Below are 26,713 nucleotides of genomic sequence, written 5' to 3' on the forward strand. Positions count from 1 at the left end.
ACCGGCGAAAACGCGCTGCGCGAACGTCACCCGACCGGGGAAGATCGGGGGCATGGAGGACGCACTGAACCGCCTGCGCGGCCGGTTGCCGACGGTGCCGCCGATCGGCGCGGTGGTCGAGCGGGACGGCCCGGTGGTCCGGATCCACTACGGCACGCACGGCGAGGTGGCCCACGGGCCGTTGCCCGGCGACGGCCTCGACGCGCTGGTCGCCCGCCAGGTCGCGGCGTTCGCGCGCCGGAACGAGCCGGTGGTCTGGCCGGTGTACGGCTACGACCGCGGTCTCGCCGGGCGCCTGCGTGCCGCGGGCTTCACGGCCGGGCCGGAGCGCGCGGTGCTTGTCTGTCCGATCGGGACCGAGCTGCCGGACCGGCCCGGCCGGTTCGGCGAAACCCACCTCCTCGCCCGGTCGGCGGCGACCGGGCCACACCGCCGCGCCTACGCCGAGTTCGTCGCCGACGGAACGCACCTGGACCGCTCGGCCGAAGTGGTCTTCGACGGTGCCGGAAACGCCGCGTGGGGGCAGGCCGCCGGCGAATTCATGGTCCTCGACGGGGTCACCGATCCCGGGTTCGCGGCCGCGCTGGCCGCCCGGGACTGGCGCCACCCGCAGCGCCCGTCCTCGTGGCGCCATCCGGAGGTCCGGTTCCTGCTCGCCGAGGCCACCGGCGACCTGCGAGTGGCCTTCGAGGCGGCCGGGATGCGCGCGATCACCACGGTGACGCGATACCACTTGCCGTCGCCGGGCAAGCCGGCGCGCACCCGTCCGGTCCGGGCGCTGTTCGACGATCCCGAACACGACGGGATCTGGTCGCGGTTCGGGGAGCAGTTCGCCTTCCGGCCCGCCATCCGGGAGTTCCCCGGCATCACCGAACCACCCGGCTCGGCGACCTGGCACGTCGGCGACCTCGACGACCCGCAGCTGGACGCGTTGCGCGACATCGTCCACAGGGGACTGCGCGAGTCCGTCGAGCCCGGCGAGGAGCTGTACTGGCTCGACTGGCAGCACGTCGGCTACCGCTTCGACCCCGCCCGGGTCGGCGGCGCCGGACCGCGGTGGCCCGGCGCCGTCTTCCCGGACGGGGACTACTACCTCTACCTGACCCGCGACCTCCGGCTGGGCACCTTCGGGCACCCGTGGGAGGCGACGGTCTGCGTCTTCGGCGAGCTGCTCACGCGGATCGACGCGACACTGACCGCGGCGCTCGGCGAGCCGGTCCGGCGCTCAGAACCCTGACGTGCCGTTCGGGGTGCCCAGCCCGGTCGGGCCGTCGTACCCGGCACCCGCGGTGCAGAGGTAGCTCCCGCCGCAACTGCCGTTCGAACCCGACGTCACGTCGTACAGGCCGCTGGTGTGCGCGTACGGGTACGAGCCCGACGTCACCGCGTTGCCCGCCAGCGCGTACACGCTCGCGATCACCGGGGACGACAGGCTCGTGCCGCCGACCTGCACCCAGCCGTCCGCGCCCTGGGCCAGGCCCAGCGACAGCAGGAAGTCGCACCACGACGACGTTCCGCAGCTGTTGTACGTGTCGTACACGCCGAGGCCGGTGGCCGGGTCCGCGACCGCCGAGACGTCCGCGACCGTCCTCTTCGCACACCCGGTGTCGTGCTGCCAGGCCGGCTTGGCCTCCAATGTGGAGCATCCGCTGCCGCTGCCGCTCCACGCCGTCTCGGTCCAGCCGCGCGGGGTGGTCGTGGCCTTCTTCAGCGTCGTGCCGCCGACCGCCGTGACGTACGGCGAGGACGCCGGCCAGCTCACCCCGTAGCCCGAGTCGCCCGAGGACGCCGTGACCGCGATGCCCGGGTGGTTCAGGTGGGCGTCCGCGGCGAGGATCGTCGAATCTTCGGAGCCGCCGTAGCTGTTGGAGATCGCCACCACGCCCGGCGTCGCCGCGGCCGTGTCGACCGCGGTCATCAGCGGATCGGTGTCCGGGGAGTTGGCCTCCACCAGGAGGATGTGGCAGTCCGGGCAGGTCGCCGACACCGCGTCCAGGTCGAGGCTGATCTCCTCGGCCCAGCCGTAGTCGGGCGCCGGGAGCGGGCTCGCCGCGCCGTTCTGATTGACCTTCTTGAAGCAGCCGTTGGCCGTCGTGCACGGGGAAAGCCCGCGCGCGGACCGGAACTTGGCCAGGTCGGCCTCCGCGGTGGGCGCGTCCTGAGCGTCCACAATGGCCACCGTGCGGCCGTTCGCGTGCAGCCCGCCGAGGTTGTAGGCGGCCTGGATCTCGGCCGGCCCGTAGCCGACCGGGGTCGAGACGACCAGGGGGCCGTTGCCGTTCGGCGACCGGACCGCCTTGCCGAGGCAGTGCATCTTGCCGGACTGCATCTTGCCGGAGGTCGCGCAGCCGAAGTTGACGACACCGCCGCTCTGCAGCGGCGTGGCTTCGGCGGTCGAGGTGGCCACCGTGAGCGGGGCCGCGAGCAGGGAGAGGACGACGAGGGACCGGAACAACCGTGGAGACGCCATGGCCTACTCCTCGGTAGGGGACGAGGTGGCAGCGGATCGTCGCATGTCACACGATCGGGGTCATCCGTCAGAAGAAGGTTTCTCGGTTCAGTCAATCGCCCACCGTGGTGCCAATGCGACGAAGAGTGACGAACTGACTCACCCGTTTGCGTATTGGTCCAGACAAGTGTTATTCAAAAGTGATCGAAGCGCCGCTGACTGGGAGCTACTTTGTTGCGACTGGCAACAAATACCTCGTGGATCCCCAACGGCGGAGGTGTCACGGCGTGAACCGGACCTTGGACAAGCTACGACGACGCGGCCCGGGGCTCGCGCTCGTCGCCTCGGCACTGCTGGTGGCGGCCGGGCTGACCGCCCCGGCGGCACTGGCCGCGGACGACTACACCCAGAGCGTCACGCAGGTGAGCTCGACGCAGGTGCAGATCAACTTCACCCCGACGACCCCCGCGCTGTACGTGGACGTCCACTACACCGGCGTCCCCGGCCTCGGCCAGCAGAACCTCCGGATGACCAACGGCTCCGGCACCTGGCGGACCACCGTCGGCGGCCTGAGCACCGGGAACGTCCTCGACTACTGGTTCACCTACGAGAAGAGCGGCCCGCAGTACGACACCCCGCACTTCAGCTACACCGTGGGCGGCGGCTCGACGACGGTGGCCGCGCCGACGTTCAGCCCGCCCGGTGGCACCTACTCGTCCGCCCAGACGGTGACCATCAGCAGCGCCACCGCGGGCGCGACCATCCGGTACACAGTGGACGGGTCAACCCCGACCGCCTCCTCCACTCTCTACAGTGGACCGATCAGCGTCCCGAACTCCCGCACCGTCAACGCGATCGCGCTCAAGTCCGGCTCGACGACGTCCCCGGTGTCGAGCGCGACCTACACGATCGGCACCCAGGCGGGCTGCCCGACGCAGTCCGACACCCCGAACTTCGGGTCGAACGTGCGGATCTTCGACCCGAGCATGTCGGCGGCCACCATCCAGGCCCAGCTGGACACCGACTTCAACAACCAGAAGGACACGCTCACCGCGCAGTTCGCCGAGCGCCGCGTCGCCCACCTCTTCAAGCCGGGCACCTACAACAACGTCCACGACAACGTCGGCTTCTACACCTCGGTGGCCGGCCTCGGCCAGAACCCCGGCGACGTCCTGATCAACGGCGACGTCACCGTCGACGCCTTCAACGCCTCCGACAACGGCGTAGCGCTGCAGAACTTCTGGCGCTCGGCGGAGAACATGGCGGTCAACCCGTCCGGCGGCAACGAGCGCTGGGCGGTGGCGCAGGCCGCGCCGTTCCGCCGGATGGACGTCCGCGGCGGCCTGCAGCTGTACCCGGCGAGCTACGGCTACGCCAGCGGCGGCTACATCGCCGACACGAAGGTGGCCGGCCAGGCCGCGTCGGTGTCGCAGCAGCAGTGGTACACCCGCGACTCCGCGCTCGGCAGCTGGAACGGCGGCGTCTGGAACATGGTCTTCTCCGGCACCAGCGGCGCGCCGGCGACCACGTTCCCGAACCCGCCGGAAACCACCCTGGCCACGACCCCGGTGTCCCGCGACGTCCCGTACCTCTACGTCGACGGCACCGGCAAGTACCGCGTGTTCCTGCCGTCCCTGCGCACCAACGCGTCCGGGCCGAGCTGGGCGAACGGCAGCACGCCGGGGTCGTCGGTGCCGATGAGCCAGTTCTACGTCGTGAAGTCCGGCGACACGGCCGCGTCCATCAACAACGCCCTCGCCGCCGGCTGCAACCTGTTCTTCACGCCGGGCATCTACCACCTGAACCAGACGCTCAACGTGACCAAGGCGAACACGACCATCCTCGGCATCGGCTACCCGACGCTGGTGCCCGACAACGGCGTCAACGCGATGCAGGTGTCCGATGTGGACGGCGTCCGGCTCAAGGGCCTGCTCTTCGACGCCGGCACGACGAACTCGCAGGCGCTGCTCACGGTCGGCCAGTCCGGCTCGTCGGCGTCGCACGCGTCGAACCCGACGACGGTCCAGGACGTCTTCTTCCGGATCGGCGGCCAGCTCGCGGGCAAGGCGACGAACAGCCTGGTCGTCAACAGCGCCGACACGATCATCGACCACATCTGGGCCTGGCGGGCCGACCACGGCAACAGCGGCACGGTCGGCTGGACCACCAACACCGCCGACACCGGGCTCGTGGTCAACGGCGCGAACGTGCTGGCCACCGGCCTGTTCGTCGAGCACTACCAGAAGTACCAGGTGATCTGGAACGGCCAGGGCGGACGGACGATCTTCTTCCAGAACGAGATGCCCTACGACGTGCCGAACCAGGCGTCGTGGAACGCGCCGTCGGGCGTCGCCGGGTATGCCGCGTACAAGGTCGCGTCGAACGTGACGTCCCATGAGGCCTGGGGCCTCGGGAGTTACTGCTTCTTCGACACGAACCCGGCGGTGTCCAGCTACCACGCGTTCGAGGTGCCGAACACCAGCGGCGTCCGGTTCCACAGCCTGCTGACGGTGTCGCTCAACTACCGCGGCACGATCACCCACGTCATCAACGACACCGGCGGCGTCACGCCTTCGGGCACGGTGCCGGTCAACGTGGTCAGCTACCCGTGAAGCAGTGGAGGACGCCTTCGGCGATGCGCTGAAGGCGTCCTCCACGCCGGTTACTTCACCACGATGTAGTACTCGCGGCCGAGGCCGGACTGGGTGCCGTCGGCGGTCCGGCTGAAGACCTGGATGGGGTAGAACCCCGACGCGTCGGGCGTGAAGGTGAAGCTCGCCCGGCCGTCGGCGCCGGCCGGGACCACGACCGGGTTGCCCCAGTCCTCGTAGAGGTAGTAGACGTACTCGACGACGCCCGGCGTGCGCGGGGTCAGGGTGAAGACGCCGGCGACGCCGGGGCCTCCGCTGGCCTCGTATTCCGGGTAGTCGGTGCTCGCCACCAGCGGGGCGTCGCTGGCCGAGTAGCCGTTGCTCGCGATACCGGACGTCAACCCGGTGCTGGTCGTGCTCCACACGTTGAGCCGGTGGAAACCCCGGGTCGCCGTGACGACGTTCGCGGTCACGGTTCCGTCGGCCGCGGCCGCCACGGTGGTCTCGGGCCCGTTGTCGATCCGGTAGGTGTAGGAGACGACATCGGCCATGCCGGGCGAGAAGCGGAACTCGTCCGGGACGCCGACCCCGGTCTCCCGCGGCCCGTTGATCAGCGGCTCCGTCGACTGCACGTAGAAGTGGTGGACGTGCTGGGGCGACCGGTTGCCCGCGCTGTCGACGCTCGTCACGTAGAGGTCGTTGGGGCCGGACGCCTGCGGCGTGTAGGAAACCGTCGCCGACCCGCCGGGGTGATCCGCCGCCACGAAGGTGCCCGGCGGATCGGTGTTGCCCCAGTAGAAGCCGACGACCGAGTCGTCGCCGCCGGCGCTGAAGGTGAACGAGCCCGGCACGCCGGCACCGGGGTGCCAGGTGTTGTCGTCGGGGTACTCGGCCGACGTCACGGCCGGCTCGGCGATCGGGGTGGCGGCACTCGCCTGCGCCGGGACGGCGCCGAACGCCACCACGGCCAGAAGTGCGGTGACCCCATGACGAACTCTCATCGGAAACCCCCATGTGAAGCCTGTGTCGGCTACAGCTAAGCACAATCCCGCCCGGGACCGGGCCGGGTTTTCCCGCGCTGTCAGGCGATGTGCCACACCGCGGCGGCGCCGTCGAGCACGTCGGCGTCCAGTCCGAAGTAGCCGCGTCCGGGTTTGGTGTCGGTGCGTTTGCGACCGGCCGGGACTTCGGCCAGCCGCCAGGTCTTCGTGTCCTGCTGCAGCCGGCCTTCGTAGGTGTCCGGCGCCGGTTCGCCGAGGCCGATGGCATCGCTGTGGCCGAGGCTGCCGGCGACGAAGGCGTACCGGTCGCCGAGCAGCGATCCGACGATCGCGCCCGCGCCGGACCCCGAGCGTTGCAGGTGGCCGTTGTGCGCGAACACCAGCGTCCGGCCGCGGGGTGCTTCGAGGGCGTGGATGTCCAGCAGGTTCTCGGCCATGAGCACCGCGCGCATGCCCGCGAGCCGCGAGATCCGCGTGTCCCGGTCACCGGGCTGGGCCGACGCCGCGTGGTAGCGCAGCAGGCCGCGTCCCGCGATGGCGTGCACCTTGGCCCGCTGCCAGGCTGCGTCGAGCCGGGGTGCCTGGGCGAGGAGCGCGGCGAGGAAGTCGTCGGCGAGCACCCGCAGCTCGCGGGCTTCCGCGGTGGCGCCGGGCGACTGAGCCGGGTCGAGGATCGCCTCGGATCGGCTCCACCGCTCGTCGTCGCCGGCCAGGGCGGCGATGTCGACGGCCAGGCCCAGGTAGTCGCGGACGTGCTGGAGGTAGCTGCGCGGGCTCGGCGCGCTGAACATCTCGGTCGGCGCGTCGAAGCCGTGGAACGTCAGCGGTTCGCCGGCCTTCTCGTTGTACTCGCGCAGCCACGCGATCAGCTGCCGGTTGGCGGCCACCTCGCCCAGGTCGTGCGAGAACCCGCCGTCGAGCGCGGCGACGCGGTCGGTCTCCAGCGCGATCGACCGGAAGCCGTGCTCGGCGAGTTGCGCGAAGAGGTCGTTGCGCAGGTGCGCGAAGGCCGGTTCGAAGTGGGTCGGCTCGCCCAGGGCGAGCAGGTCGGCGGGGATATCGGCGAGGTCCATGTGGTTGAATCGTATCCTTGAACACTCCGTTGAGACCTGCGGATCTCGCCCGCGAACACGGCATCTCCACGCAGGCGGTCCGGAACTACGAACACGACGGCTTTCTCCCGCCGGCCGCGCGCACGCCGAGTGGCTACCGGATCTACACCCAGGTACACGCATCGGCGCTGCGTGCGTTCCTCGCGCTGGTCACGGCGTACGGGCACACGACGGCGGGCGGGATCATGCACGCCGTACACGCCGGCGACGTCGAGCGCGCGCTGACGCTCGTCGACCGCGGCCACGAGCAGCTGCTCCGGGACCGCGAAACCCTCAACGCGGTCCGGAAGGCGATCGGGCACCTGACGGCCGGGTCGGCTCCCGAACCGGCCGCGACGGCGTGGTCGATCGGCGAGCTGGCGCACCACCTGGGCGTCACCGCGGCGACCGTGCGGGCGTGGGAACGCGCGGACATCCTGGTGCCCGAGCGGGACCGGGCGACCGGCTACCGGGTCTACCGGGCCGCCGACATCCGCGACGCCGAGCTGACCCACCTCCTGCGCCGCGGCGGCTACCCGCTGGACCACATCGCGACGGTCGTCGGGCAGGTCCGCACCGCGGGTGGCACGGAGTCACTGGCCGAAGCGCTCAAGAGCTGGCAGGACCGGCTGACCGCCCGTGGGCTGGCCATGCTCGACGCCGCCGGCCGGCTCGGCGCGTACCTGAACTCACGGCCGTGACCCCGGGTGCAGCCGGTCGTACTCGTGCGCGGCCGCGCGCTGGGTGCGCACCCGCAGCAGCTTCTCCTCGTCCTCGTCGTCGACCTCGTTGAGCCCGAGCTGCACGGCCAGCCGGATCTGCTCGCGGTTCTCGCGGACCACGGCGGAGAAGAAGTCGTCGATCCGCGGGTCGAGGAGCACCTCCAGGAGCACGCGGAACGAGGTGTCGACGCAGGCGCGCACGATTTCGTCGTGGAACGGCAGCCGCTTGAGCTTGCCGAGCTGCGGGTCCGCGGCGATCTTCTCGGCGATGATCGTGCGCAGCTCCTCCCGGTGCGCGCCGAGCGACTTGGCCAGGTTCTCCGGGTAGTTGCCCGTTTCCAGCACCTTGACGACCTCGTCGAGCACGGCGACGGTGATCGGCTTCTTGATCGCCTTCACGATCGGCTCGGAGAGCTTGTCGACGAGCCGGTAGGTGAACTGCTCGCCGACCGCCCGGTCCGCGGCCCGCCCGATCCGGACGAGCAGCAGCACCACGGTGACGAACTTGTGCGCGACCATCGCGGGGTGCGCGACGGGGATCATCGCGAACAGCTCGTACCAGTTGCGGACGAGGAACTTCCGCGCCCACCGCCGTTTCCGCCACCGCCACAGGAACTCGGCGAAGAACACCGCGCAGATCCCGCAGTCGACGGCGAAGATCACCAGGCCGGTGGCCCGGGCCGGCGGGCTGAGCACCATGAACCCCAGCAACCCGGCCGACCCGGCGGCGAGCACGAGCATGATCCAGTCGTCGGCGCGCACGTTCCCGGGCAGGATCCCGCTGTTGAGCTCGGGTTCACTGGTGACCATGCCCGATGATGGCACGGACCGTCCTGATCAGCCGGTCCGGCGAGTGTCATCTTTCTGTCCGGATTTCGTCGCGGTGCAATCGCGCCCGGATGCGGCATGGTGGAAGCAGGCGGGTCACGACGAGGAGGAGCATGGCGCGCACACCGCACAGCCGGCGCGCGCCGGCGCACCGAGAAGTGACGAGGGCTGGCAGCTCAGGGGGACGGCTGCCAGCCCACGCCGTACGACCGCGCGGGCCGCAGGTCGCGGAACCCGGTGTGCACTTCGCCCGCGTTGTCGAGGAACAGCGGTTTGCGCGCCGGCAGCGGGTCCTGGGCGTCCTTCGAGAGGTCGCCGTCGATGCGCCAGACGCGCTGCGGCGGCTCGCGCCGGTCGAACCGGATGTTGAGCTCGAAGCTCTCGCACGGGAACTCCGGCGTGCAGCAGTAGAACGGCGCCGGCAGCTCGGCCAGCCGGATGCGGAAGAAGAACTCGTGCTGGTCACCGGCGTCCAGCGGCTGCGGCGGCACGAGGGTGAACGCGACACGGCTGGAGCTGACCAGCCGCACGGAGTGCACCTCGCCGCCGGCGACGACGTCGATGCCGAGCCCGGACAGGTCCGGCGGGCTCGTGGTGCTGGCCGGCCGGGCGAGGGAGATCGCGTGCTCGATCTCGGCGAGCCCGGCGACGTGGCTGACCACCTTGCGGGTCTCGAACACCTCGGCGGCGGCCCCGGTCAGGGTCAGGCTGACCGCGAGGTCCGAGGTGTGCCACGGGCCGTCCTGGCCGATCGACGGGACACCGCCGAAGGGCGACGGCGCCCCGTACGCGGCTTCGGCGAGCAGGTAGATCACGTCGTCGGCGCGACGCTGCATCGTGCGCACGTTGCGGTCGGCTCCCGAACCCAGCCGTTCGAGGCGCTGGGTGTAGCGCTCGTTCGCGCCGGTGCCGAATCCGAGCACGATCCGCGCCGTTTCCCGCTGCGCTCCCGGCAGTTTTTCGATCAGCCGGCGAAGCGTGTCGACGACCTTGGCGCGAACCGTTCCGGCGTTGTCCTCCTCGCGGACGCCGCACACTTCACGCAGCCGTTCCCCGGCGATTGCGGGCAGGTTCTTCGCTTGGATGCCCAGCCCTTTGCGAAGCAGTTTCAGCTCCGCTGAGAGAGCGTTGATCTTCGCGTCGGCCGCCTCCTGAGCCAAGCCGCCCACCTCCGTCTTGGTCGATGCCACGGGAGTCTACTCAGCTTCGCCCGCCGTCCACGACAGCTGTGGGCGGTTTCCGCCTGTTTCCGGATCCGTGAAACAGCGCAGGCCGCGGCGAGCGTGCGCGTTTCCTATTGGGAGGCAACGGGAAACGTCTGTTTTCGCGGAAATCGCCGGGTCACGCTTGCGTCGCCGGATTCCTCCGGCAACCAAGGAACCCGCCGGACGGAAACGGCGGCGGGGTGATCGGAAAGGATGGATGCGATGCACACGCACCTCGTCATCGTGCTCGGCCAGCTCGTCTCCCTGCTGGGCTGACCAGGAGCAGGCCGGCGGGCCCGGGCCGCCGGCCTTCCCACCGCCCACCCAATACAGGATGATCGACCCATGCCGGACTTTGGAGCGGAATTGAAGCGTCGCCGAGCATCGGCCGGCATGTCACTGACGGGCCTCGCCGCGTCCGTCCATTTCACCAAGGGCTACCTGAGCAAGGTCGAGAACGGCAAGGTCCGGGTGAACCGGGACCTCGCCAAGGCCTGCGACGACGCGCTGAAGGCCGGCGGAGAACTGCTCGCCCTGGTCACGGAATCCGCATTCCCCGCGCGCCGGAACGCCGGCGGCATCGCCGGGCTGCCGGACAGCGGCCGGTACTTCGTCGGCCGCGAAACCGAACTCGAAGCCCTTTCCGCGCTGCTCCTCGGTCCGGACGACGCCCGCGTCGGGGTGGTGCACGGGATGGCGGGGGCCGGCAAGACGGCGCTGGCCGTGGCCGCCGCCCGGCAGGTCGCGGGCTCCTTCCCCGACGGCTGCCTGTTCTTCGACCTCCGGGGCCACACCCCCGGCGCCGCCGAGCTTTCGCCCGGCGAGGCCCTGCACCGGCTGCTGCGGCTGCTGGACGTCCCGGCCGGGCAGCTCCCCGCCGACGAGGACGGCCTGGCCAACCTGGCCCGGGACCAGCTGCGCGGGCGCCGGATGATCCTCGTGCTCGACAACGTCCGGTCCGCCGAGCAGATCCGGGCCATCACCGGCGGCGAGACGTCGTCCCGGATCCTGGTGACCAGCCGGGGCCGGCTGCCCGCCCTCGACGACGCCTGGCACTTCCCGGTCGGGGTGCTGCCGCTCGACGACGCCGTGCACCTGCTCCGGTCCGTCGCCGGGAAGCACGCGCCGGCCGATGAAGCCGTGGCGACCGAGATCGTCCGGTACTGCGGGCAGCTGCCCCTCGCCGTGCGCATCGTGGCCGCCCGGTTCATCGCGGGCGGCTGGACCGCGGCGCGGCTGCGCGACCGGCTGGCCGACGAAACCACTCGCCTCGGCGCGCTGGAGGACGACGAGCGGAGTGTCGCGACCGCGTTCGCCGTCTCGTACGAGGCGCTGCCGCCGGACCAGCGGCGGCTGCTGGGCCTGCTCGCCCTCCACCCCGCGGCCGCCGCGGAAACCGGCACGGTCGAGGCGCTCGCCGGGCTCGCCCCCGGCGAAGCGGACCGCCTGGTGGACCGGCTGCACGACGCGCACCTGGTCGTCCGCGACGAGCGCGGGTACGTCGAACTCCACGACCTGATGCGCACCTTCGCGGCGAGGCACGCCCTCCCGCAGGTCGAACCGCCGGACCGGGAAGCCGCCGTGCGCCGGCTCGTCGACCACCTCGTCGCGATGACGCTGGCGGCCGACGAGCTCGCCGAACCCGACCGGTTCCGCCCGGCCACCGGCCTGCCGGTCCCGGCCGGCCTGCCCTTCTCGGACGCGGCCGGCGCGCTCGCCTGGCTGGGCGCCCAGTGGCCGGCGCTCGCCGACGTCGTCGCCACCGCGGCCCGGCACGGCCTGCCCGGCCGCAGCTGGCAGCTGGCGTTCGTGCTCCGCGCGTTCTTCTTCCGCGAGAAGCTGTTCGAGCCGTGGATCCGCACGCACGAGTGCGCGCTCGAGGCGGCGCGCGCGGCCGGCGACCCGAGCGCGACGGGCATGATCCTCAACAACCTCGGCATGGCGTACCTGGAGTCGGGCCGCGTCGCCGAAGCCATCACCTTCCACCAGCAGGCCCAGGAGCAGTTCGCGCTGGCCAGCGACGACCGCGGCGCGATCGACGCGCTGTCCAGCCTGGCGTGGGCCCGCCTGTACCGCGACGAAGCCGAGGCGGCCCTGACCGACCTCACGACGGTGCTGGCCGTCTACCGCCGGACCGGGCGCACCCGGAACGTGATGATCGCGCTGCGCGGGATCGCCCTCGCGGCGACGGCCCTCGGCCGGTTCCCCGAGGCCCTGGTCGCCGCCCGGGAGGCGAGCGGGCTCGCCCAGGCACCGGTCGACCGGGCGATGTCGGACAACTGCGAAGCCTGGGTGCACTTCCGCGCCGGCGAGCTGGACGACGCCGAGCGCTGCTACCACCGCGCGGCCGAGGTGGCCGACGACGCGGGCAGCGAGTACGAACGGGCCCGGGCGCTGACGGGCCTGGGCAACACGGCGGCCGGCCGCGGCGACCGGGAGACGGCGGAGCGCTGGTGGGCGGACGCGGCGGCGTACCGGGTCACGCTCAACCCCGCCGTCCTCGGCGAGGCCGAATACCGGAACCGGCCGGCGTTCACGGAGTGATGCGGCCGGAGGAAACCGGCCAAAAACAGGACACTTCCCCGCCACGCTGGTTCGGGTGGTAGCGAAGGCCGCCGTCGCGGCGATCAAGGCCGCAGAAGCCCGAATTCGTGGTGAGGTCGCCGTCATGACAACGCACTGAGCTCCGCAGACCCGGCACCCCGGCCGGCCGCCGGGGTTTCCGGGGTTTCCTGGCCGGAAGCCGTTTCCGGCAACGGGAAACGCCTTGTAGCCGGTTGCTCCCTGGCACATCATGGAATCAGTCCGCAATTCCGCGAAACAGCGGAATCACTCTCCCGGTGTCACCGGGAAAATCGCCAGGAGCCTGCCATGATGGTCGTCTGTTCCGTTTCCGCCCTCTTCCGCACGGCCCTGTTCATCGTCGCACTCGCGCTGGTCGCCGGGCTGGCCCTGGCCGGCCCGTCCGAGTCCGCCACCACGCCCGGCACCGGCGCGGGCCCGGCGGTGTCCACCTCGGAGCCCGTCACGCACTGAGCGCGCACCCGGCCGTCAGTGCTTTTCCGGCCCCAGGTGCTCGACCAGCCTGGCCAGCTGGTCGGCGTACCGCCGGACGAAATCGGGCGAATCTTCGCCGGTCAGCCCGTCCACCACGTGCGGCAGGGTCACCGGGGCCATCGCCGCCGCCATCAGCAGCACCGTCAGGCACTGCGGATCGACCCAGTCCGGCAGGCGGCCTTCGGCCTTCAGCGCCGAGATGTGGTCCACGGTCCCGGCCAGGCGCTGGGCGCGCGGCCCGTGGTCGGGGTCGCTGTCCGGGCCGTCGTACTCCAGGCCGGACCACGCCAGCAGCCGGACGCCGTCGCGGCCGGCAAGGGTCTCCAGGGCGAACCGCCGCACCTGTTCGGACAGCGGCAGGCCGGGGGCCAGCAGCTCGTTCTGCCGCTCCCCCCAGCCTTCCGACATCGCCCGGTACAGGCCTTCCTTGCCGTCGAAGTAGTACGAGATCAGCTGCTGGTTGACCCCCGCCCGCGCCGCGATCGCCGCGATCCGCGCCCCGGCGTACCCGTTCGCCGCGAACTCCGCGCCCGCCGCCTCCAGGATCAGCCGACGGGTACGCTCCGGATCCCGTTGCCGCTCTTGAGGCTTCGGTGAACGGCGCGGCTTCGATGCGGTCACGCCGCGACTATACGTCAACCAACCGCTTGACTCTGTGGAACAGAAGGTTGAGGCAAGGCGGCCGTCACGGCGAGGGCCAGCACGAGCACCCCGGCACTGACCGCGAGGGCACTCGCCGTCGCGGCCGCCGAACCTTCGGCCAGCCGGGCGAAGAAGACCGTGCCGGACAACGCGATCCCCGCCGCCGTGCCGAGCTGGACGGTGGTGTTCACGACACCGGACGCCGCGCCGGCCTGCTCCGGCCGCACCCCCGCCATCGCCACGCCGAACAACGCGTTCAGCACCGCGCCCAACCCGAGCCCGACGGCGATCACCGGCACCAGCAGCGCCCACCCGGTCAGGGCGGAATCCAGCTGCACCACCAGGACCGCGACCGCCACCAGACCGGCCAGCAAGACCGTGATGGCGCCGGACGTGAACGCTCGCCCGAGCTTCGGGGCGAGGCGCATGCCCAGGACATTGCCCGCGACGATGCCGAACGTCGACGGCGTGAACGTCAACGCCGCCTCCCACGGCGAAAACCCGAGCCCGAGCTGCAGGTGCAAGGTCAGGACGAAGAACACGCCGACGCCGGTCCCGACGCACAGCAGCACCGCCTGGCTGCCGGCGAGGTGCCGCAGCAGGTCCGGCGGGACCAGCGGCTCGCCACCGCGGCGGAACTCCCGCCGCTGGTGCCACGCGAACCCCGCGAACAGCGGGAGCGCGGCGGCCGCCAGCCCGATCGACCACGCCGGCCAGCCCAGCTCGCGCCCCTGCACCAGCGGGTAGAACACCGCGAACAGCGCGGCCGTCAGCAGCGCGAGCCCGACCGGATCCGTGCGTCGCCGAATCAACCCTGGGCCGCCCGGCATGGTGGCGAAGGCGCCAGCCAGCGCGAGCACCCCGACGGGCAGGTTGACCAGGAAGATCGCCCGCCAGCCGGTGCCGAACAGGTCGGCCTCGGTCAGCGCGCCGCCCAGCAGTGGCCCGGCGAGCCCGCCGAGGGGAAAGGCGCCTGCGTACCACGTCATCGCCTTCGGCCGCTCCCGCTCGTCGAACTCCGCGTGGATGAACGACAGGACCTGCGGCACCATCAGGCCCGACCCGACGCCCTGAACCACCCGCGCGGCGATCAGCACGCCGACGTGCCCGGCCAGGCCGGCCGCCAGCGAGGCGCCGGTGAACACGAGCATGCCCGCCACGAACAGCTTCTTCGTCCCGTGGCGGTCGCCCAGCCGTCCTCCGGTGATCAGGGTGAGCGCGAACCCCAGCGCGTAGCCCGCCGAAATCCACTGCAGCGCGGCGTCGCCGGCACCGAGCTCACGCCGGATGGTCGGCAGGGCCACCGCCACGATCTGGTTGTCGATCATGTCCACCAGCACGGCGAGCACCGTGACCGCCAGTGCCCACCACCTGAGCGCGTGTTTGCCCACGACGTTCTCCCCTTCCCGCAGCGACCGTGACCCAGCCATGGTCAATCAGGCGGACAACTCTGTCAACCAGATGTTTGATTGAGTCCGCCGGTCGCTGGAAAGGTGTCGGTTCAGGCTTCGAGGACCTCCCGCAGCTTCTTGGCGAAGGCCTCGGGCTCGCCGGCGTAGCCGAACTCGCCGCCGAGGAAGCCGCCGTGATGGCTCGGGAAGACGGTCGCCTCCTGGCCGAGCAGGGCGGCTGTCCCGATCGCGGCCCGGCCGGTGAAGACGTCACGGGACTCCGCGCCCACCGCGACGACGATGCGCGCCGGCGCCGCAGCCAGCGCCTCGACGTCGGGCTCGTAGGCGGTGACGCCCAGGGAGCGCTCGGACAACAGCGGGTCGTCGCGACGGCCGTCGTCCTCGGTGGGCAGGCCGGCCTGGGCCGGATCGGCCGGCGGGAGCGCGAAGTAGTCCTCGGTGAACTCGCCGCGCCACGACCCCAGCGCCATGAACGCCGCCATCCCGGCTCCGAACCCCTTGGCCTGGTAGGCGTCCCGCATGGCCTGGGAGGCGCGCTCGGCCGCGGCGGCGTCGGGCAGCGATCGGATGAGCGGCGGCTCGTGGGCGACGAGGGTGCGAACGTCACCGGGATGAGCCGTGACCAGGGCGAGCGCGGCGACCGCGCCGCCGCTGCTGCCGAACACGTCGACCGGGCCGGCTCCGAGCGCCTGGATCACGGCGTGCAGGTCCTCCGCCTGGACCGCGGGGACGTGGTCTTCACGCCCGTCCTTGCGGACGCTGCGGCCGAGCCCGCGCGGGTCGTAGGTGACGACGGTGCGGTCGGGGAAGTGCGACGCCAGGGTGCCGAAGCCCTCGGCGGTCATCGGCTGCCCCACCATGAGCAGCGGTGGCCGCGGGCTTTCGGCGGGCGACGGGCCGTGGACGTCGTAGACGATGTCGGCTTCGGGTGTTTCGAGCGTGTGCGTGGTGGTCATGGGTTTCCTCCCCCGGTTCAGGCCTGTTCCAGAGGCTAGACCGGGGGTCCGACAGTTTTCGCCGCTCGGAGACCCGCCCGGGAGTCGAACCCGGTACCGGCGGCTTTGCAGGCCGCCTCATGACCGTCATGACACGGGTCGGTGGTGCCGTCGCGCGCCGTGGTGTCGATCCACGTCGGCGGGGTTCATGAGGCCCCGCGGGTTGCCGAACCGCGCGCGTGAGTGGCCGGCCGGACTCGCACCGGCTTCGCCCGGGGCCACAGCCCGGGGCCTCGTCTCCTTCGGCATCGGCCACGGTGGAAGACGTGGGTGTCGAACCCACCGAGGCGATCGTGCAAGGATCGCCCGCGCTCCGGCGCGTCTCCCCGGTAGCGCGTCCGGGAGTCGAACCCGGGTCTCCCGGGTGAGAACCGGGGATCCGTACCGCTGGACCAACGCGCCGCCGGAGCCGGCCCGCCCCCTCGGCGCGCCGGCTGGTGCCCCCGACAGGAGTCGAACCTGCGGCCTGCGGCTCCGGAAGCCGCAGCCGGCGTCCACTGAGCTACGGGGGCGCACCCGCGTCGCCCGCACTGTTGCGGCCGAGACGAGCGCAGGGAAAAACAGCACCGGCGGAAGGAGTCGAACCCTCGGGCCGCGGTTTTGGAGACCGCGCCGCTTCCGAAGCACGCCGATAAAAGAATTGCGAGCACAAGAAAAGAGAAAGCCGCCCGGATCGGTTTCCCGAAGGGCGGCTCCCGTGCCATGACGAGCACTCAGGTCATGGTGGAGAGCCGGGAAGGTGGTGCCACCGCAGGCAGCAGGCACACACGACGGCTTCGGCGGTGTGCCGTGCCTCCGCGTTCGACGTGTGCATCATGATCGCTCCCGGTGTTTTGTGTACGGCCATCATCACGCAGCAAGCGAGCCGGGTCAACGCATTTATCGAAACAATTCGGACTGGTACAGTGGCGCCATGACGGGCCCAGTCCGGCGGGATCGGCGCACGCAGCCGGTCCGCGCACCGCGGGGCGACCGGGCGGGCGGGCACGAGGGCGCCCCGGTCGTCCGGCGCATCCAGGCCCTGCAGCGGCACGCCGGCAACCAGGCGGTCAGCGGGCTGTTGTCGGTCCAGCGCGCGGGCAAGGAGGACGAAGCCCAGTTCAAGCAGTACGTGAAGGACGGCGACTGGGCGCGCGCGGCGTGGCAGCTGGTGAACTCGGACGCGAAGGACAACCTGACGGCGCTGGTGCGGTCGTTGAACCCGGCTCAGCTGGCGAACCTGACCGAAGGCGCCCGGCACCACGGCGCGACGGCGGTGGTCGACGCGGTGGTCGCGGCCGACCGGCGGGCCGCGATCATCGGCACGGTCCGGTTCCACGTGTGGCGGCACGACTGGGCGGAGGCCGCCCGCTACCTGAACGGCATGGAGCACACGGACGGCCGCAGGCTGGAGGACTCGCTGCTCGCCGCCGGGCGGCTCGACCACGCGGGCCTGATCGAGATCATCAAGCTGAACAAGAACCTCAAGCTCCGCGCCGGCGACGCGATCACCCTCGCCGGCAAGCAGTTCATCGTGTACGAGTCGACGGTGCGTTTCGACGGCACGTTGGCCTGGCGCACGAACAACCCCGGCGCCCTGCGCCGCGACGAGCCGTTGTCGGGCTCGATCGGCCACGACGAGCGCCTGTTCCTGATCTTCCCGGACGCCGAAACGGGCCGGAAGGCGGCTCGCGAGAACCTCCGGTTCCAGCTGTTCCACAACCCGAACCTGGGCGACGACCCGACCCTGCTCGAGGTGATGGAGGCGTACGCCCCGGCAGCGGACGGCAACAAGCCGGACGTGTACGCACAGAAGATCGCCGACGCGCTGCACGTGACGCCGCAGGCGAAGGCCCGGAGGTTCAGCACGGAGCAGGTGGAGACGATGCTGAACACGATCATCGGAACCGAGACGACCACCGAGGGAACGGAGCGGCCGCACGATTCGCCGGACCTGCCGCGGGACCTGCTGGGCCTCCTCGGCCACGGGGGTTGAGGCCCTTTCGTCATGAAGGCAGCCGGCTCTCCGCATCGGAGGGGATCCGATCGAGGTCGCGCCCGGTGGATCGGACGCTGGCCCGAATTCACCGCCGCCGCCATCCTGCTCGGCGGCCGCCCTGCGGTCGCGGTCACGCTGCTGGCTTTCCCGCCACGGTTCACCGAGTCCGTCTACCTGGAGACGATCGGGGTCCCGCCCACCGCCGTCAGAGCGGCGACCACGGCGCTGTGGCGCCAGGGCACGACCTGGGTCTTTTCCGCATCGGCCGTCGCGTTGTGCGCGACGTTCGTCCTCGACCGGGCGCAGATTTCCACCAGCCCGCTCCGCCCGGTCAACTACTTCGTCCTGACGTTCACGTACTTCGGTCTGCTCGCCGCCGCGTACGGAGTGCGTTCGTTGTCCGTTCGCTCCCGCTTGCTCGCGTCGTCCGTCCGCTGCGCCCGGCTGGTCCGCGCATCGTGTCCGGCCCCGTCGCCGGACGCCACCCAACTCGCGATCGAGTCGTTCACCCACCTGGATCCGCTGGATCCGCGAGGTCGGCTCGGGCGAGACCGGATTTTCCAGCTCCTGCTGCGCAACCCCCGGCACCGGCAACGCACGACAGCAGGGGTCGCATGGGCGCTGACCCGGGACATCGCTCACCTGAGCGGCCGGCCCGTCGGCACAGCCACGACCCTCGGCGAGGTGTTGCTGTGGTTCGCGCAGAGCCCGCATGACCCCCGGCGCCGCCCGATCGTCGCCGCATACCTGGCCGAGCTGATCACCGACGTCGCGAACAACGCGCCGATCCGCGATGCCGACTTCACCCCGGCGAGCAGGTACCGCACCCGATCTCCCCGGGAACGAGCCGTTCGGCGACTGCGCTCCCTGGCCACCGGAGCGCTGACCACCGGCATCCTGGTGGCGTTCGTCGCCGCCGTCCTCCGGATCTGGGTCAAGTAGCCGTCACCGGGTCGCGGCCGAGTCGGCTCCCGAGAGATCGGATCGTTACACAACTCCGGACCGAGTCGCACGTCTGATGGATCGTGAGAGTGATCCGCATCGCCGGGCTCGGCTTGGCCGCCCTCCTGCTGGCCGCCTGTAGTGGACAGAGCGAGACCGTCGGCACCGCGCAAGCAGCCGGCGTCGCCGGGGTGAACGTGGCCGGGACCGCCTCGGTACCCGGCGTACCGGCCGCCACCGTGGCGTTCGAGGGCGGGGACCAGCTGAGTCCCAAGGACCCGATCGTCGTCCGGGCGTCCGGTGGGACCCTGCAGGCGGTCACCGTCACGAACCCGCAGACCGGCAACGCCGTCAAGGGCGAGCTTTCGCCGGACAAGACGACGTGGACCAGCCAGGACCACCTCCGGTACGGGGCCACCTACCAGGTCGCCGCCACCGCCGTGAACCAGGCGGGCGCCGCCACCGAGCAGCGCGGGGAGGTGCACACCGTCAAGCCGGCCGCGGTCGCCACCCCCGCGCTCTTCCAGGCCGCCTCCGGCGACTTCGGCGTCGGGTTGGTCATCGGGCTGAAGTTCGACCACGACATCGCCGACAAGGCCACCGTCGAGAAGTCCTTCAAGGTGACGTCCTCGCCCGCCCAGGACGGCGGCTGGTACTGGGTCGGCAAGCGCGAGGTGCACTACCGGCCCAAGGACTACTGGAAGGCCGGCTCGACCGTGCGGCTCGAGACCACCACCTTCGGCATGCCGATCGGGGGCGGCGTGTACGGCGGCCAGGACGTCTCGGCCACCTACAAGGTGCACGACTCCTGGATCGCCAAGGCGGACGGCAAGACCCACCAGATCAAGGCGTACCACAACGGGGAGCTGGTGAAGACCGCGCCGATCAGCATGGGCAAGACGGCCGACACCCCGCCACGCGGCCCGACGCCGACCTTCAACGGCACGCACACCGTGCTGGGGAAGGAAGAGCACAAGATCATGGACTCCTGCACCTACGGCGTCTGCGAAGGCGACCCCGGCTACTACAGCGCGCCGGAAAACTGGAACGTCCGCATCTCCGGCGACGGCGAGTACCTGCACGAGAACCTGAAGACGGTCGGCGTGCAGGGCCGGGACAACGTCTCCAACGGCTGCCTCAACATGAACACCGAGAACGCCAAGTGGTTCTTCGACACGTTCAACGTCGGCGACGTCGTCGAGGTCACCAACTCGGGCGGCCCCCAGCTGGCCATCAACAACGGCCACGGCGACTGGGCCATCAGCTGGACCGCCTGGCAGGCCGGCAGCGCCCTGCACGGCTGACAGCGAGCCGAACGAATGCGGCGGGTGCCCACTCCGGGCACCCGCCGCATTCGCGTTTCAGCCGGTCAGAAGCACGTGTCGGTCGTGACCCACTTGTGGGAGCGGATCACCACGCCCGGGAAGCCCGACGCCGACTGCCCCTGGTAGAGGAAGTAGGCGACGTTGCCCCCGTAGTTCGCCACCGTGTACATGCAGACCCCGGCGTAGCTGCTGCTGGTCCCGTGGTTGTACGAGGCCATCACCGGACTGGCCGACCAGGAACAGACCGTCGAGCCGCCCCGCCAGTCGTTGTCCGCATTGCTCCAGCTGCAGCGGTTCCGGCTGCCGTCGGCGACCGGCCACACGCAGAGGTTCCCGGAAGAGCACGACAGGGCCTGGACCGAGTCACCGGACGACACCCCCACCGGGGCGTAGATCGTGACGGGATGGGCAGGCGCGGCATCGGCGACAGCCACCGACGACAGCAGGCCCGCGAAGACGACGAACAGGATCGACAGCGTTCGTTTCATGATCCCCCCCAAGGGGTCGGTGTTCAGGACCCGCGGAGTATTTCGAGGTGATCATGCTTCCGGCGGGCCTTTCGAACCTCGTCGAAACGCCCAGCTCGGCTGTCACGCCGTCACGGCTGAAGCCCCCGTTCAGGGGCTCGCCCGAAGGAGCCGGCAAGGGGGCTCGAACCCCTGACCTTCTGTTTACAAGACAGATGCTCTACCAGCTGAGCTATACCGGCCTGGCGCCGAGACGCCGGGCACAGTGTACCGAGCCGCCGTCCATGATCCGCTCGGGAGGCATGGTCCCCAGCTCCAGGCCACTATGGAGGGACGTGGTGAAGGCCACTCCATGATCCGTGCAACGGCCCGTGGGTAGCCGTCGATGGTCCGAGGGAACGAGCGAGGAGGTGGATGGATCATGAAGATCAGCGAGCGCACCAACGGGGGCCGGGCGACCAGATGGCCCCTTCTCGAACCCCCCGCGCAACGACCCCGGGTCCACCGCCCGAACCTGCTCAAGAGCCGGCCGTGGCACGTTCTCGAAGCGCCCACCGGGGAGTTTCCCGCCGTCGACGCCGCCGAGGCCATGGGGCCGCAGCTGCCCGACGAGGCCACCGTCAACTTCGTGCTCGACCTCTCCCTGCGCATCGGGGAGGTCCAGATGGCCAGCGGCGCCGGCGCGTCCGACGTCACCGCGACCATCATCGCCATCGCCGGGGCGCTCGGGCTGCCGCACTGCGAGGTCGACGTCATCTTCACGTCGATCACCGTCACCTGCCACCGCGGCACCGACCTGACGCCGATCACCGCGCTGCGGGTCGTGCGGAGCCGGAGCCTCGACTACACGCGGCTGACCGAGACCGAGAAGCTCGTCCGCCGGATCGTGCGCGGGCACATGGGGGCCGAGCAGGCGCAGACCGAGCTCGAGCGGATCACCTCCGCGCCGCACCCGTACCCGCGCTGGGTCGCGACGCTGTCCTGGGGCGGGGTCGCCGCGTTCGTCACCATCCTGCTCGGCGGCGGCTTCGACATCGCGCTCGTCGCCTTCGCCATCAGCGGCGTCATCGACCGGGTCGGCCGGGTCGTGAACCGCTACGGGCTGCCGTTCTTCTTCCAGCAGGTGATCGGCGGCCTGATCGCCACCCTGTCGGCGATGGCCATCGTGAGCAGCAACATCCTGACCACCGACAAGCCGACGCTGGTCGTCGCGGCCGCGGTCACCGTGCTGCTGTCCGGGCTCTCCACCGTCTCGGCGGTGCAGGACGCCATCACCGGCTACAACGTCACCGCCGCCGGCCGCACCATGGAGACCGCGCTGATGTCGGCGGGCCTGATCGCCGGGGTGGTGCTCGCCCTGCGGATCGCCGTCATGCTCGGCCTGCCGCGCACCCCGCTGCCCGAGGTGACCGGCTCGACGCCGCAGCAGCTGCCGCTCGTCGTGCTCGGCGGGGCCGGCGCCTCCGCGTGCTTCGCGCTCGCGAGCTACTCGAAGATGCGCGCCATGCTGGTCGCGGCGGCCGCGGGTGGCATCGGCGCCGCCGTCTACGGCTCGCTCATGCTGGCCGAGCTGGACGGCGTCAGCTCGTCCGCGGTGGCCGCGACGCTGGTCGGGTTCTGCGGTGGCGTGCTCGCGCGGCGGCTCGGTGTTACTCCACTGGTCGTAGCCGTGTCCGGGATCACTCCGCTGCTTCCAGGCCTTTCCACCTACCGTGGTCTATACCAAATCGGGGTCGAGCCGAGCGGGAACATCTCGACGCTCATGACGGCGGTCGCAATCGGGCTTGCCCTGGCAGCGGGCGTGGTACTCGGGGAATGGCTGGCCCAGCCGGTGCGCACCGGCCTGGGCCGGCTGGAGCGCCGGTTCGCCGGGCCACGCATGGCTGGTCCGCTCGAACCGACCGAACGGAGCTTGGAGTAACCCGGCAGTCACTGACTGTTCATCGCTCACGCGATAGGGTTTCACTCTGGGGCCGCGACCCAGGACGCGAGGAGCAGGGACGTGACGGAGAACGGGAACCAGGCCGATTTCGTGGTGGTGGCGAACCGGCTGCCGGTGGACCTCGAACGCACGACGGACGGCGAACGCCGCTGGACGGCCAGCCCGGGCGGGCTCGTCTCCGCCCTGGAGCCGTTCCTGCGGTCGCGCAAGGGCGCCTGGGTGGGCTGGCCGGGCATCCCGGACGTCGACGTCGAGGAGTTCGACGACGACGGCCTCGTGCTGCACCCGGTCTCGTTGAGCGCCGACGAAGTCCGGGACTACTACGAAGGTTTTTCCAACGCGACGCTCTGGCCGCTCTACCACGACGTCGTCGAGCGCCCGGTGTTCGACCGCGCGTGGTGGAACAGCTACGTCAAGGTGAACCGCCGGTTCGCCCAGGCCAGCGCCGACGTCGCCGCCCAGGGCGCGACGGTGTGGATCCAGGACTACCAGCTCCAGCTGGTCCCGGCGATGCTCCGCGAACTCCGGCCGGACCTGCGCATCGGCTTCTTCCTGCACATCCCGTTCCCGCCGGTCGAGCTGTTCATGCAGATGCCGTGGCGCGCCGCGATCATCCGCGGTCTCACCGGCGCGGACCTGGTCGGCTTCCACCGGCCCGGCGGGGCGCAGAACTTCCTGTGGCTGTGCCGCCAGCTAATCGGCCTCGAGTCGACGCGCGGCGCGGTCGGCGTCCGGTCGCGGCCGGGCACCATGCAGGTCGGCGACCGGACGGTCCGGGTCGGCGCCTTCCCGATCTCCATCGACGCCGCCGGGCTGGACAGCCTGGCCCGCACGAAGGGCGTCCAGGAGCGGGCCGCCCAGCTGCGGCGCGACCTGGGCAACCCCAAGACGGTCCTGCTCGGCGTCGACCGGCTGGACTACACCAAGGGCATCGACCTGCGGCTGCAGGCGCTGCACGAGCTGCTGCACGAGGGCAGGCTGCAGCCGGACGACGTCACGTTCGTCCAGCTCGCCACCCCGAGCCGCGAGCGCGTCGAGCACTACCAGCGGATGCGCGGCGAGATCGAGCAGATGGTCGGCCGGATCAACGGCGAGTTCTCCCGCGTCGGCCATCCGGTCGTGCACTACCTCCACCAGTCCGTGGACCGCACGGAACTGGCCGGTTTCTTCTCCGCTGCCGATGTCATGGTGGTGACGCCGCTGCGCGACGGCATGAACCTGGTCTGCAAGGAGTACGTCGCCGCCCGGCACGATCTGGGCGGTGCGCTGGTGCTTTCCGAGTTCGCGGGTGCCGCCGCGGAGCTCTCTAGCGCATTCCTCGTCAACCCGCACGACCTGGACGGGGTGAAGGACGCACTAGTGGCTGCCATTACGCTCGACCCGGCCGAGGGCCGTCGCCGGATGCGCGCCATGCGTCGCCAGGTCCTCACCCATGACGTCGACCGTTGGGCGCGCTCGTTCCTGCAAGCGTTGGGTGCCGAAGGGGTCGACTGACACAGTCCTGACCCATGCACGAGCTCCTGAGGAGGAGTGTTGACTGCCGAGGCCCTGCCCGCCGAGCTGCGGCGTGCGATCGTCCAGATCGCCCGCACGCCGCGCCTGCTGGTCGCTTGCGACTATGACGGCACGCTGGCACCCATCACCCTCAACCCCGATGAGGCACGCCCGCTGCCGGAGTCCGTCGGGGCCCTCAGATCGCTCGCCGGTCTGCACGAGACCACCACGGCGGTCATCTCCGGCCGCGCCCTGCGGGACCTGGCCACGCTCTCCCGGCTGCCGTCCGAGGTGAACCTCGTCGGCAGTCACGGCTCGGAGTTCGACATCGGCTTCATCCACGCCCTCGACGAGAAGGCGCGGGAGCTGCACCGGCGGCTGGAGTCGGAGCTCGAGCAACTCGTCCTGGACGTCCCGGGCGTGTCGCTCGAGGTCAAGCCGGCCAGCATCGCGGTGCACGTGCGGCGCGCCGAGCACGAGGCCGGCCGCCGCGTGCTCGCCGCCGTCCACTCCGGACCGTCCACCTGGGAAGGCGTGTCGACCACCGACGGCAAGGAGGTGGTCGAGCTGGCGGTCGTCCAAACGGACAAAGGCCGCGCACTGGACATCCTCCGCCACCAGGTCGGCGCCACGGCCGCGATCTTCCTCGGCGACGACGTCACCGACGAGAAGGCCTTCGCCCGGCTGTCCGGCCCGGACCTGGGCATCAAGGTCGGCGACGGCGAGACGCTCGCCGCGTTCCGGGTGCCCGACACCGTGGACGTCGCGCTGGTGCTCGGCTTCCTCCTCGAGGAGCGCCGCAACTGGCTGTACGGCGAGTCGGCCCCGCCGATCGAGCGGCTGTCGATGCTGGCCAACGAGCGGTCGGTCGCGCTGCTGACCCCGGACGCCAAGCTGACCTGGCTGTGCCACCCCGGCCCGGACGCGCCCGCGGTGTTCGCCGACCTGCTCGGCGGCGAGGGCGCGGGCCACTTCTCCATCAAGCCGCACCGCAACGGCCTCCCGCTCGGCCAGCGCTACCTGCCGAACACGATGACGGTCGAGACGCGCTGGTCGCGCCTGCTCGTCACCGACTACCTCGAGCCGGAGAGCGCGCCGCACCGGACGGACCTGGTGCGCGTGATCTCGGGCGAGGCGGCGGCGAGCGTCAAGTTCGCGCCGCGGCCCGAGTTCGGCGGCGTGCCGGTGAAGCTGGAGATCGTCGAAGGCGGCGTGCGCGTGCTCGGCACGTCGGAGCCGTTCGTGCTGTACTCGCCGGGCGTGGAGTGGACCATCACCTCCGACGGCCTGCACGACACCGCGACCGCGCTCGTGCAGCCGACGCCGACCCAGCCGGTCGTGCTCGAACTGCGCTGCGGCACCACGGACCTCGGCGAGCACGAACTGTCCGAAGTGGAACGCCGGGACCGCGCGGGCCGCTACTGGAGCGAGTGGACGTCGAAGCTGCAGCTGCCGACGGTGCAGACCGACCTGGTGCTGCGCTCGGCGCTGACGCTGCGCGGCCTGGTCAACACCGACACCGGCGGCGTGCTGGCGGCGGCGACGTCGTCGCTGCCGGAGGAGATCGGCGGCGTCCGCAACTGGGACTACCGCTACTGCTGGATCCGCGACGCCGCGATGACCGTGCGGGAGCTCGTGCACCTGGGCTCGATCGAGGAGGCCGAGGGCTACCTGCGGTGGCTGCACGGCGTGCTCGCCACGCTGGCCGGCCCGGAGCGGCTGCACCCGCTGTACACCCTGGCGGGCAGCGTCATCGGCGCCGAAGCGGTCATCGAGTCGCTGCCCGGTTATGCCGGTTCGCGCCCGGTCCGCGTCGGCAACCTGGCGAACCACCAGGTGCAGCTGGACGTCTTCGGCCCGGTCGTCGAGCTCGTGCAGACGCTGGCGTCGGCGCGCGGCGAGCTGCGCGACGAGGACTGGCAGATGGTCCGCGCGATGGCGGAAGCCGTGACACGGCGCTGGAACGAGCCGGACCACGGGATCTGGGAGGAGCGGCACGTGCCGCGCCACCGGGTCTACTCCCGGGTCATGTGCTGGGTGACGATCGACCGCGCGATCAAGCTGGGCGAGCAGTACGGCCGCGAGATCCCGGGCAACTGGCACGGCCTGCGCGAGGAGATCAAGACCGACGTCCTCACGCACGGCTGGAACGACGAGGTCCAGGCGTTCACCACGGCCTACGACGGCACGGACCTGGACGCGGCGTCGCTGTTCGTCGGGCTCACCGGGCTGATCGACCCGGCCGACGAGCGCTTCCAGCAGACGGTGACGGCGATCGAGGCGGAGCTGCGCAGTGGGTCCACTGTGTACCGTTACCGCCGCGACGACGGCCTGCCCGGCGGCGAAGGCGGCTTCCACATCTGCGCGGCCTGGCTGATCGAGGCGTACCTGCTCACCGGGCGGCGCACCGAGGCGCAGGAGCTGTTCGACCAGATCGTCGCGGCGGCCGGCCCGACCGGCCTGCTGCCGGAGCAGTACGACCCGATCGCGGAACGCTCGCTGGGCAACCACCCGCAGGCCTATTCCCACATCGGGCTCATCCGGTGCGCCAACTTGCTGGCGGCCAGTTAGC

The 26,713-nt window shown here is 71.1% G+C and carries 20 protein-coding genes and 5 tRNA genes; 11 read left to right on the top strand and 14 right to left on the bottom strand.

Annotated elements, in window-relative coordinates:
• Window positions 1-52: 52 nt before the first annotated feature.
• On the top strand, window positions 53-1,237 hold the full coding sequence (locus tag AB0J55_RS39635) for a DUF2716 domain-containing protein (protein WP_364261090.1): 1,185 nt from the start codon (window positions 53-55) through the stop codon (window positions 1,235-1,237).
• Here AB0J55_RS39635 and AB0J55_RS39640 read toward each other — a convergent pair.
• Window positions 1,226-2,470 (bottom strand): S53 family peptidase, encoded by a 1,245-nt coding sequence (locus AB0J55_RS39640; protein ID WP_364261093.1) that lies wholly within the window; start codon window positions 2,468-2,470, stop codon window positions 1,226-1,228. The two genes, AB0J55_RS39635 and AB0J55_RS39640, sit on opposite strands and share 12 nt — an antisense overlap.
• 266 nt (window positions 2,471-2,736) lie before the next feature.
• Here AB0J55_RS39640 and AB0J55_RS39645 point away from each other — a divergent pair, with 266 nt between their 5' ends.
• Entirely contained in the window at window positions 2,737-5,061 is a 2,325-nt protein-coding gene (locus AB0J55_RS39645; RefSeq protein WP_364261096.1) for a chitobiase/beta-hexosaminidase C-terminal domain-containing protein, read from the top strand.
• A 50-nt stretch (window positions 5,062-5,111) separates the two neighbouring features.
• On the opposite strand, the gene AB0J55_RS39650 is transcribed toward AB0J55_RS39645, so the two are convergent.
• A complete protein-coding gene (locus tag AB0J55_RS39650; RefSeq protein WP_364261099.1) occupies window positions 5,112-6,041 on the bottom strand; it encodes a hypothetical protein in 930 nt (309 codons plus the stop codon).
• Window positions 6,042-6,121: 80 nt separating this feature from the next.
• On the bottom strand, window positions 6,122-7,114 hold the full coding sequence (locus AB0J55_RS39655) for an erythromycin esterase family protein (RefSeq protein WP_364261102.1): 993 nt from the start codon (window positions 7,112-7,114) through the stop codon (window positions 6,122-6,124).
• 17 nt (window positions 7,115-7,131) lie between these two features.
• Here AB0J55_RS39655 and AB0J55_RS39660 point away from each other — a divergent pair, with 17 nt between their 5' ends.
• Window positions 7,132-7,833 carry a TioE family transcriptional regulator gene (locus tag AB0J55_RS39660; protein ID WP_364261105.1) on the top strand — a complete coding sequence of 234 codons (702 nt, stop codon included), beginning with the start codon at window positions 7,132-7,134 and terminating at the stop codon, window positions 7,831-7,833.
• On the opposite strand, the gene AB0J55_RS39665 is transcribed toward AB0J55_RS39660, so the two are convergent.
• Both AB0J55_RS39665 and AB0J55_RS39670 read right to left on the bottom strand, forming a co-directional pair.
• Complete coding sequence (locus tag AB0J55_RS39665; RefSeq protein WP_364261108.1) at window positions 7,822-8,664, bottom strand: ion transporter; 843 nt, start codon at window positions 8,662-8,664, stop codon at window positions 7,822-7,824. The genes AB0J55_RS39660 and AB0J55_RS39665 overlap by 12 nt on opposite strands.
• A 194-nt stretch (window positions 8,665-8,858) precedes the next feature.
• Window positions 8,859-9,872, bottom strand: coding sequence for a hypothetical protein (locus tag AB0J55_RS39670; protein ID WP_364261111.1), 1,014 nt, complete (start codon window positions 9,870-9,872; stop codon window positions 8,859-8,861).
• Between the two features lie 360 nt (window positions 9,873-10,232).
• Here AB0J55_RS39670 and AB0J55_RS39675 point away from each other — a divergent pair, with 360 nt between their 5' ends.
• On the top strand, window positions 10,233-12,431 hold the full coding sequence (locus AB0J55_RS39675; RefSeq protein WP_364261114.1) for a helix-turn-helix domain-containing protein: 2,199 nt from the start codon (window positions 10,233-10,235) through the stop codon (window positions 12,429-12,431).
• Window positions 12,432-12,758: 327 nt separating this feature from the next.
• The gene (locus AB0J55_RS39680; protein WP_364261117.1) at window positions 12,759-12,923 is read left to right on the top strand and encodes a hypothetical protein; all 165 of its coding nucleotides are present in this window, start codon (window positions 12,759-12,761) and stop codon (window positions 12,921-12,923) included.
• A gap of 15 nt (window positions 12,924-12,938) precedes the next feature.
• Here the strand turns inward: AB0J55_RS39680 and AB0J55_RS39685 are convergent, their stop codons facing one another.
• From AB0J55_RS39685 to AB0J55_RS39715, 7 genes are all read right to left on the bottom strand, one after another.
• A complete protein-coding gene (locus AB0J55_RS39685; RefSeq protein ID WP_364261120.1) occupies window positions 12,939-13,565 on the bottom strand; it encodes a TetR/AcrR family transcriptional regulator in 627 nt (208 codons plus the stop codon).
• Window positions 13,566-13,579: 14 nt separating this feature from the next.
• On the bottom strand, window positions 13,580-14,977 hold the full coding sequence (locus AB0J55_RS39690) for an MFS transporter (protein WP_364261123.1): 1,398 nt from the start codon (window positions 14,975-14,977) through the stop codon (window positions 13,580-13,582).
• Between the two features lie 110 nt (window positions 14,978-15,087).
• Entirely contained in the window at window positions 15,088-15,954 is an 867-nt protein-coding gene (locus AB0J55_RS39695; RefSeq protein ID WP_364261126.1) for an alpha/beta hydrolase, read from the bottom strand.
• A gap of 68 nt (window positions 15,955-16,022) precedes the next feature.
• Window positions 16,023-16,095: transfer RNA gene (locus AB0J55_RS39700), tRNA-Cys, on the bottom strand.
• A 228-nt stretch (window positions 16,096-16,323) separates the two neighbouring features.
• A tRNA-Glu gene (locus AB0J55_RS39705) sits at window positions 16,324-16,395 on the bottom strand.
• Window positions 16,396-16,428: 33 nt separating this feature from the next.
• Window positions 16,429-16,505 (bottom strand) — tRNA-Arg (locus tag AB0J55_RS39710).
• A 52-nt stretch (window positions 16,506-16,557) separates the two neighbouring features.
• Window positions 16,558-16,626, bottom strand: a tRNA-Trp gene (locus tag AB0J55_RS39715).
• 280 nt (window positions 16,627-16,906) lie between these two features.
• On the opposite strand from AB0J55_RS39715, the gene AB0J55_RS39720 reads away from it, so the two are divergent.
• From AB0J55_RS39720 to AB0J55_RS39730, 3 genes are all read left to right on the top strand, one after another.
• Window positions 16,907-17,968 carry a hypothetical protein gene (locus tag AB0J55_RS39720; protein ID WP_364261129.1) on the top strand — a complete coding sequence of 354 codons (1,062 nt, stop codon included), beginning with the start codon at window positions 16,907-16,909 and terminating at the stop codon, window positions 17,966-17,968.
• A gap of 12 nt (window positions 17,969-17,980) precedes the next feature.
• Window positions 17,981-18,913 (top strand): hypothetical protein, encoded by a 933-nt coding sequence (locus AB0J55_RS39725; RefSeq protein WP_364261132.1) that lies wholly within the window; start codon window positions 17,981-17,983, stop codon window positions 18,911-18,913.
• Window positions 18,914-19,002: 89 nt separating this feature from the next.
• Complete coding sequence (locus tag AB0J55_RS39730; RefSeq protein WP_364261135.1) at window positions 19,003-20,217, top strand: Ig-like domain-containing protein; 1,215 nt, start codon at window positions 19,003-19,005, stop codon at window positions 20,215-20,217.
• A 65-nt stretch (window positions 20,218-20,282) separates the two neighbouring features.
• On the opposite strand, the gene AB0J55_RS39735 is transcribed toward AB0J55_RS39730, so the two are convergent.
• Window positions 20,283-20,726, bottom strand: coding sequence for a hypothetical protein (locus tag AB0J55_RS39735; protein ID WP_364261138.1), 444 nt, complete (start codon window positions 20,724-20,726; stop codon window positions 20,283-20,285).
• A 148-nt stretch (window positions 20,727-20,874) separates the two neighbouring features.
• Window positions 20,875-20,947: transfer RNA gene (locus tag AB0J55_RS39740), tRNA-Thr, on the bottom strand.
• Between the two features lie 179 nt (window positions 20,948-21,126).
• On the opposite strand from AB0J55_RS39740, the gene AB0J55_RS39745 reads away from it, so the two are divergent.
• The 3 genes from AB0J55_RS39745 (at window position 21,127) to otsB (ending at window position 26,712) form a co-directional block, all read left to right on the top strand.
• Window positions 21,127-22,626: a threonine/serine exporter family protein gene (locus AB0J55_RS39745; RefSeq protein WP_364261141.1), complete on the top strand. Its 1,500-nt coding sequence runs from the start codon at window positions 21,127-21,129 to the stop codon at window positions 22,624-22,626.
• Between the two features lie 81 nt (window positions 22,627-22,707).
• Window positions 22,708-24,141: a trehalose-6-phosphate synthase gene (locus AB0J55_RS39750; protein WP_364261144.1), complete on the top strand. Its 1,434-nt coding sequence runs from the start codon at window positions 22,708-22,710 to the stop codon at window positions 24,139-24,141.
• Window positions 24,142-24,177: 36 nt separating this feature from the next.
• Window positions 24,178-26,712, top strand: a complete 2,535-nt coding sequence (gene otsB, locus AB0J55_RS39755; protein WP_364261147.1) for a trehalose-phosphatase — start codon at window positions 24,178-24,180, stop codon at window positions 26,710-26,712.
• Window position 26,713: the final 1 nt, after the last annotated feature.

The organism is Amycolatopsis sp. NPDC049688 (genome assembly GCF_040674975.1).
GTDB lineage: Bacteria > Actinomycetota > Actinomycetes > Mycobacteriales > Pseudonocardiaceae > Amycolatopsis.

What these genes read in the sequence shown, in the direction of transcription:
- AB0J55_RS39635 (WP_364261090.1), top strand. Translation starts at nt 53, where the DNA reads ATGGAGGACGCACTGAACCGCCTGCGCGGCCGGTTGCCGACGGTGCCG.
- AB0J55_RS39640 (WP_364261093.1), bottom strand. Translation starts at nt 2,470, where the DNA reads ATGGCGTCTCCACGGTTGTTCCGGTCCCTCGTCGTCCTCTCCCTGCTC.
- AB0J55_RS39650 (WP_364261099.1), bottom strand. Translation starts at nt 6,041, where the DNA reads ATGAGAGTTCGTCATGGGGTCACCGCACTTCTGGCCGTGGTGGCGTTC.
- AB0J55_RS39655 (WP_364261102.1), bottom strand. Translation starts at nt 7,114, where the DNA reads ATGGACCTCGCCGATATCCCCGCCGACCTGCTCGCCCTGGGCGAGCCG.
- AB0J55_RS39665 (WP_364261108.1), bottom strand. Translation starts at nt 8,664, where the DNA reads ATGGTCACCAGTGAACCCGAGCTCAACAGCGGGATCCTGCCCGGGAAC.
- AB0J55_RS39675 (WP_364261114.1), top strand. Translation starts at nt 10,233, where the DNA reads ATGCCGGACTTTGGAGCGGAATTGAAGCGTCGCCGAGCATCGGCCGGC.
- AB0J55_RS39680 (WP_364261117.1), top strand. Translation starts at nt 12,759, where the DNA reads ATGATGGTCGTCTGTTCCGTTTCCGCCCTCTTCCGCACGGCCCTGTTC.
- AB0J55_RS39695 (WP_364261126.1), bottom strand. Translation starts at nt 15,954, where the DNA reads ATGACCACCACGCACACGCTCGAAACACCCGAAGCCGACATCGTCTAC.
- AB0J55_RS39720 (WP_364261129.1), top strand. Translation starts at nt 16,907, where the DNA reads ATGACGGGCCCAGTCCGGCGGGATCGGCGCACGCAGCCGGTCCGCGCA.
- AB0J55_RS39725 (WP_364261132.1), top strand. Translation starts at nt 17,981, where the DNA reads ATGAAGGCAGCCGGCTCTCCGCATCGGAGGGGATCCGATCGAGGTCGC.
- AB0J55_RS39735 (WP_364261138.1), bottom strand. Translation starts at nt 20,726, where the DNA reads ATGAAACGAACGCTGTCGATCCTGTTCGTCGTCTTCGCGGGCCTGCTG.
- AB0J55_RS39745 (WP_364261141.1), top strand. Translation starts at nt 21,127, where the DNA reads ATGAAGATCAGCGAGCGCACCAACGGGGGCCGGGCGACCAGATGGCCC.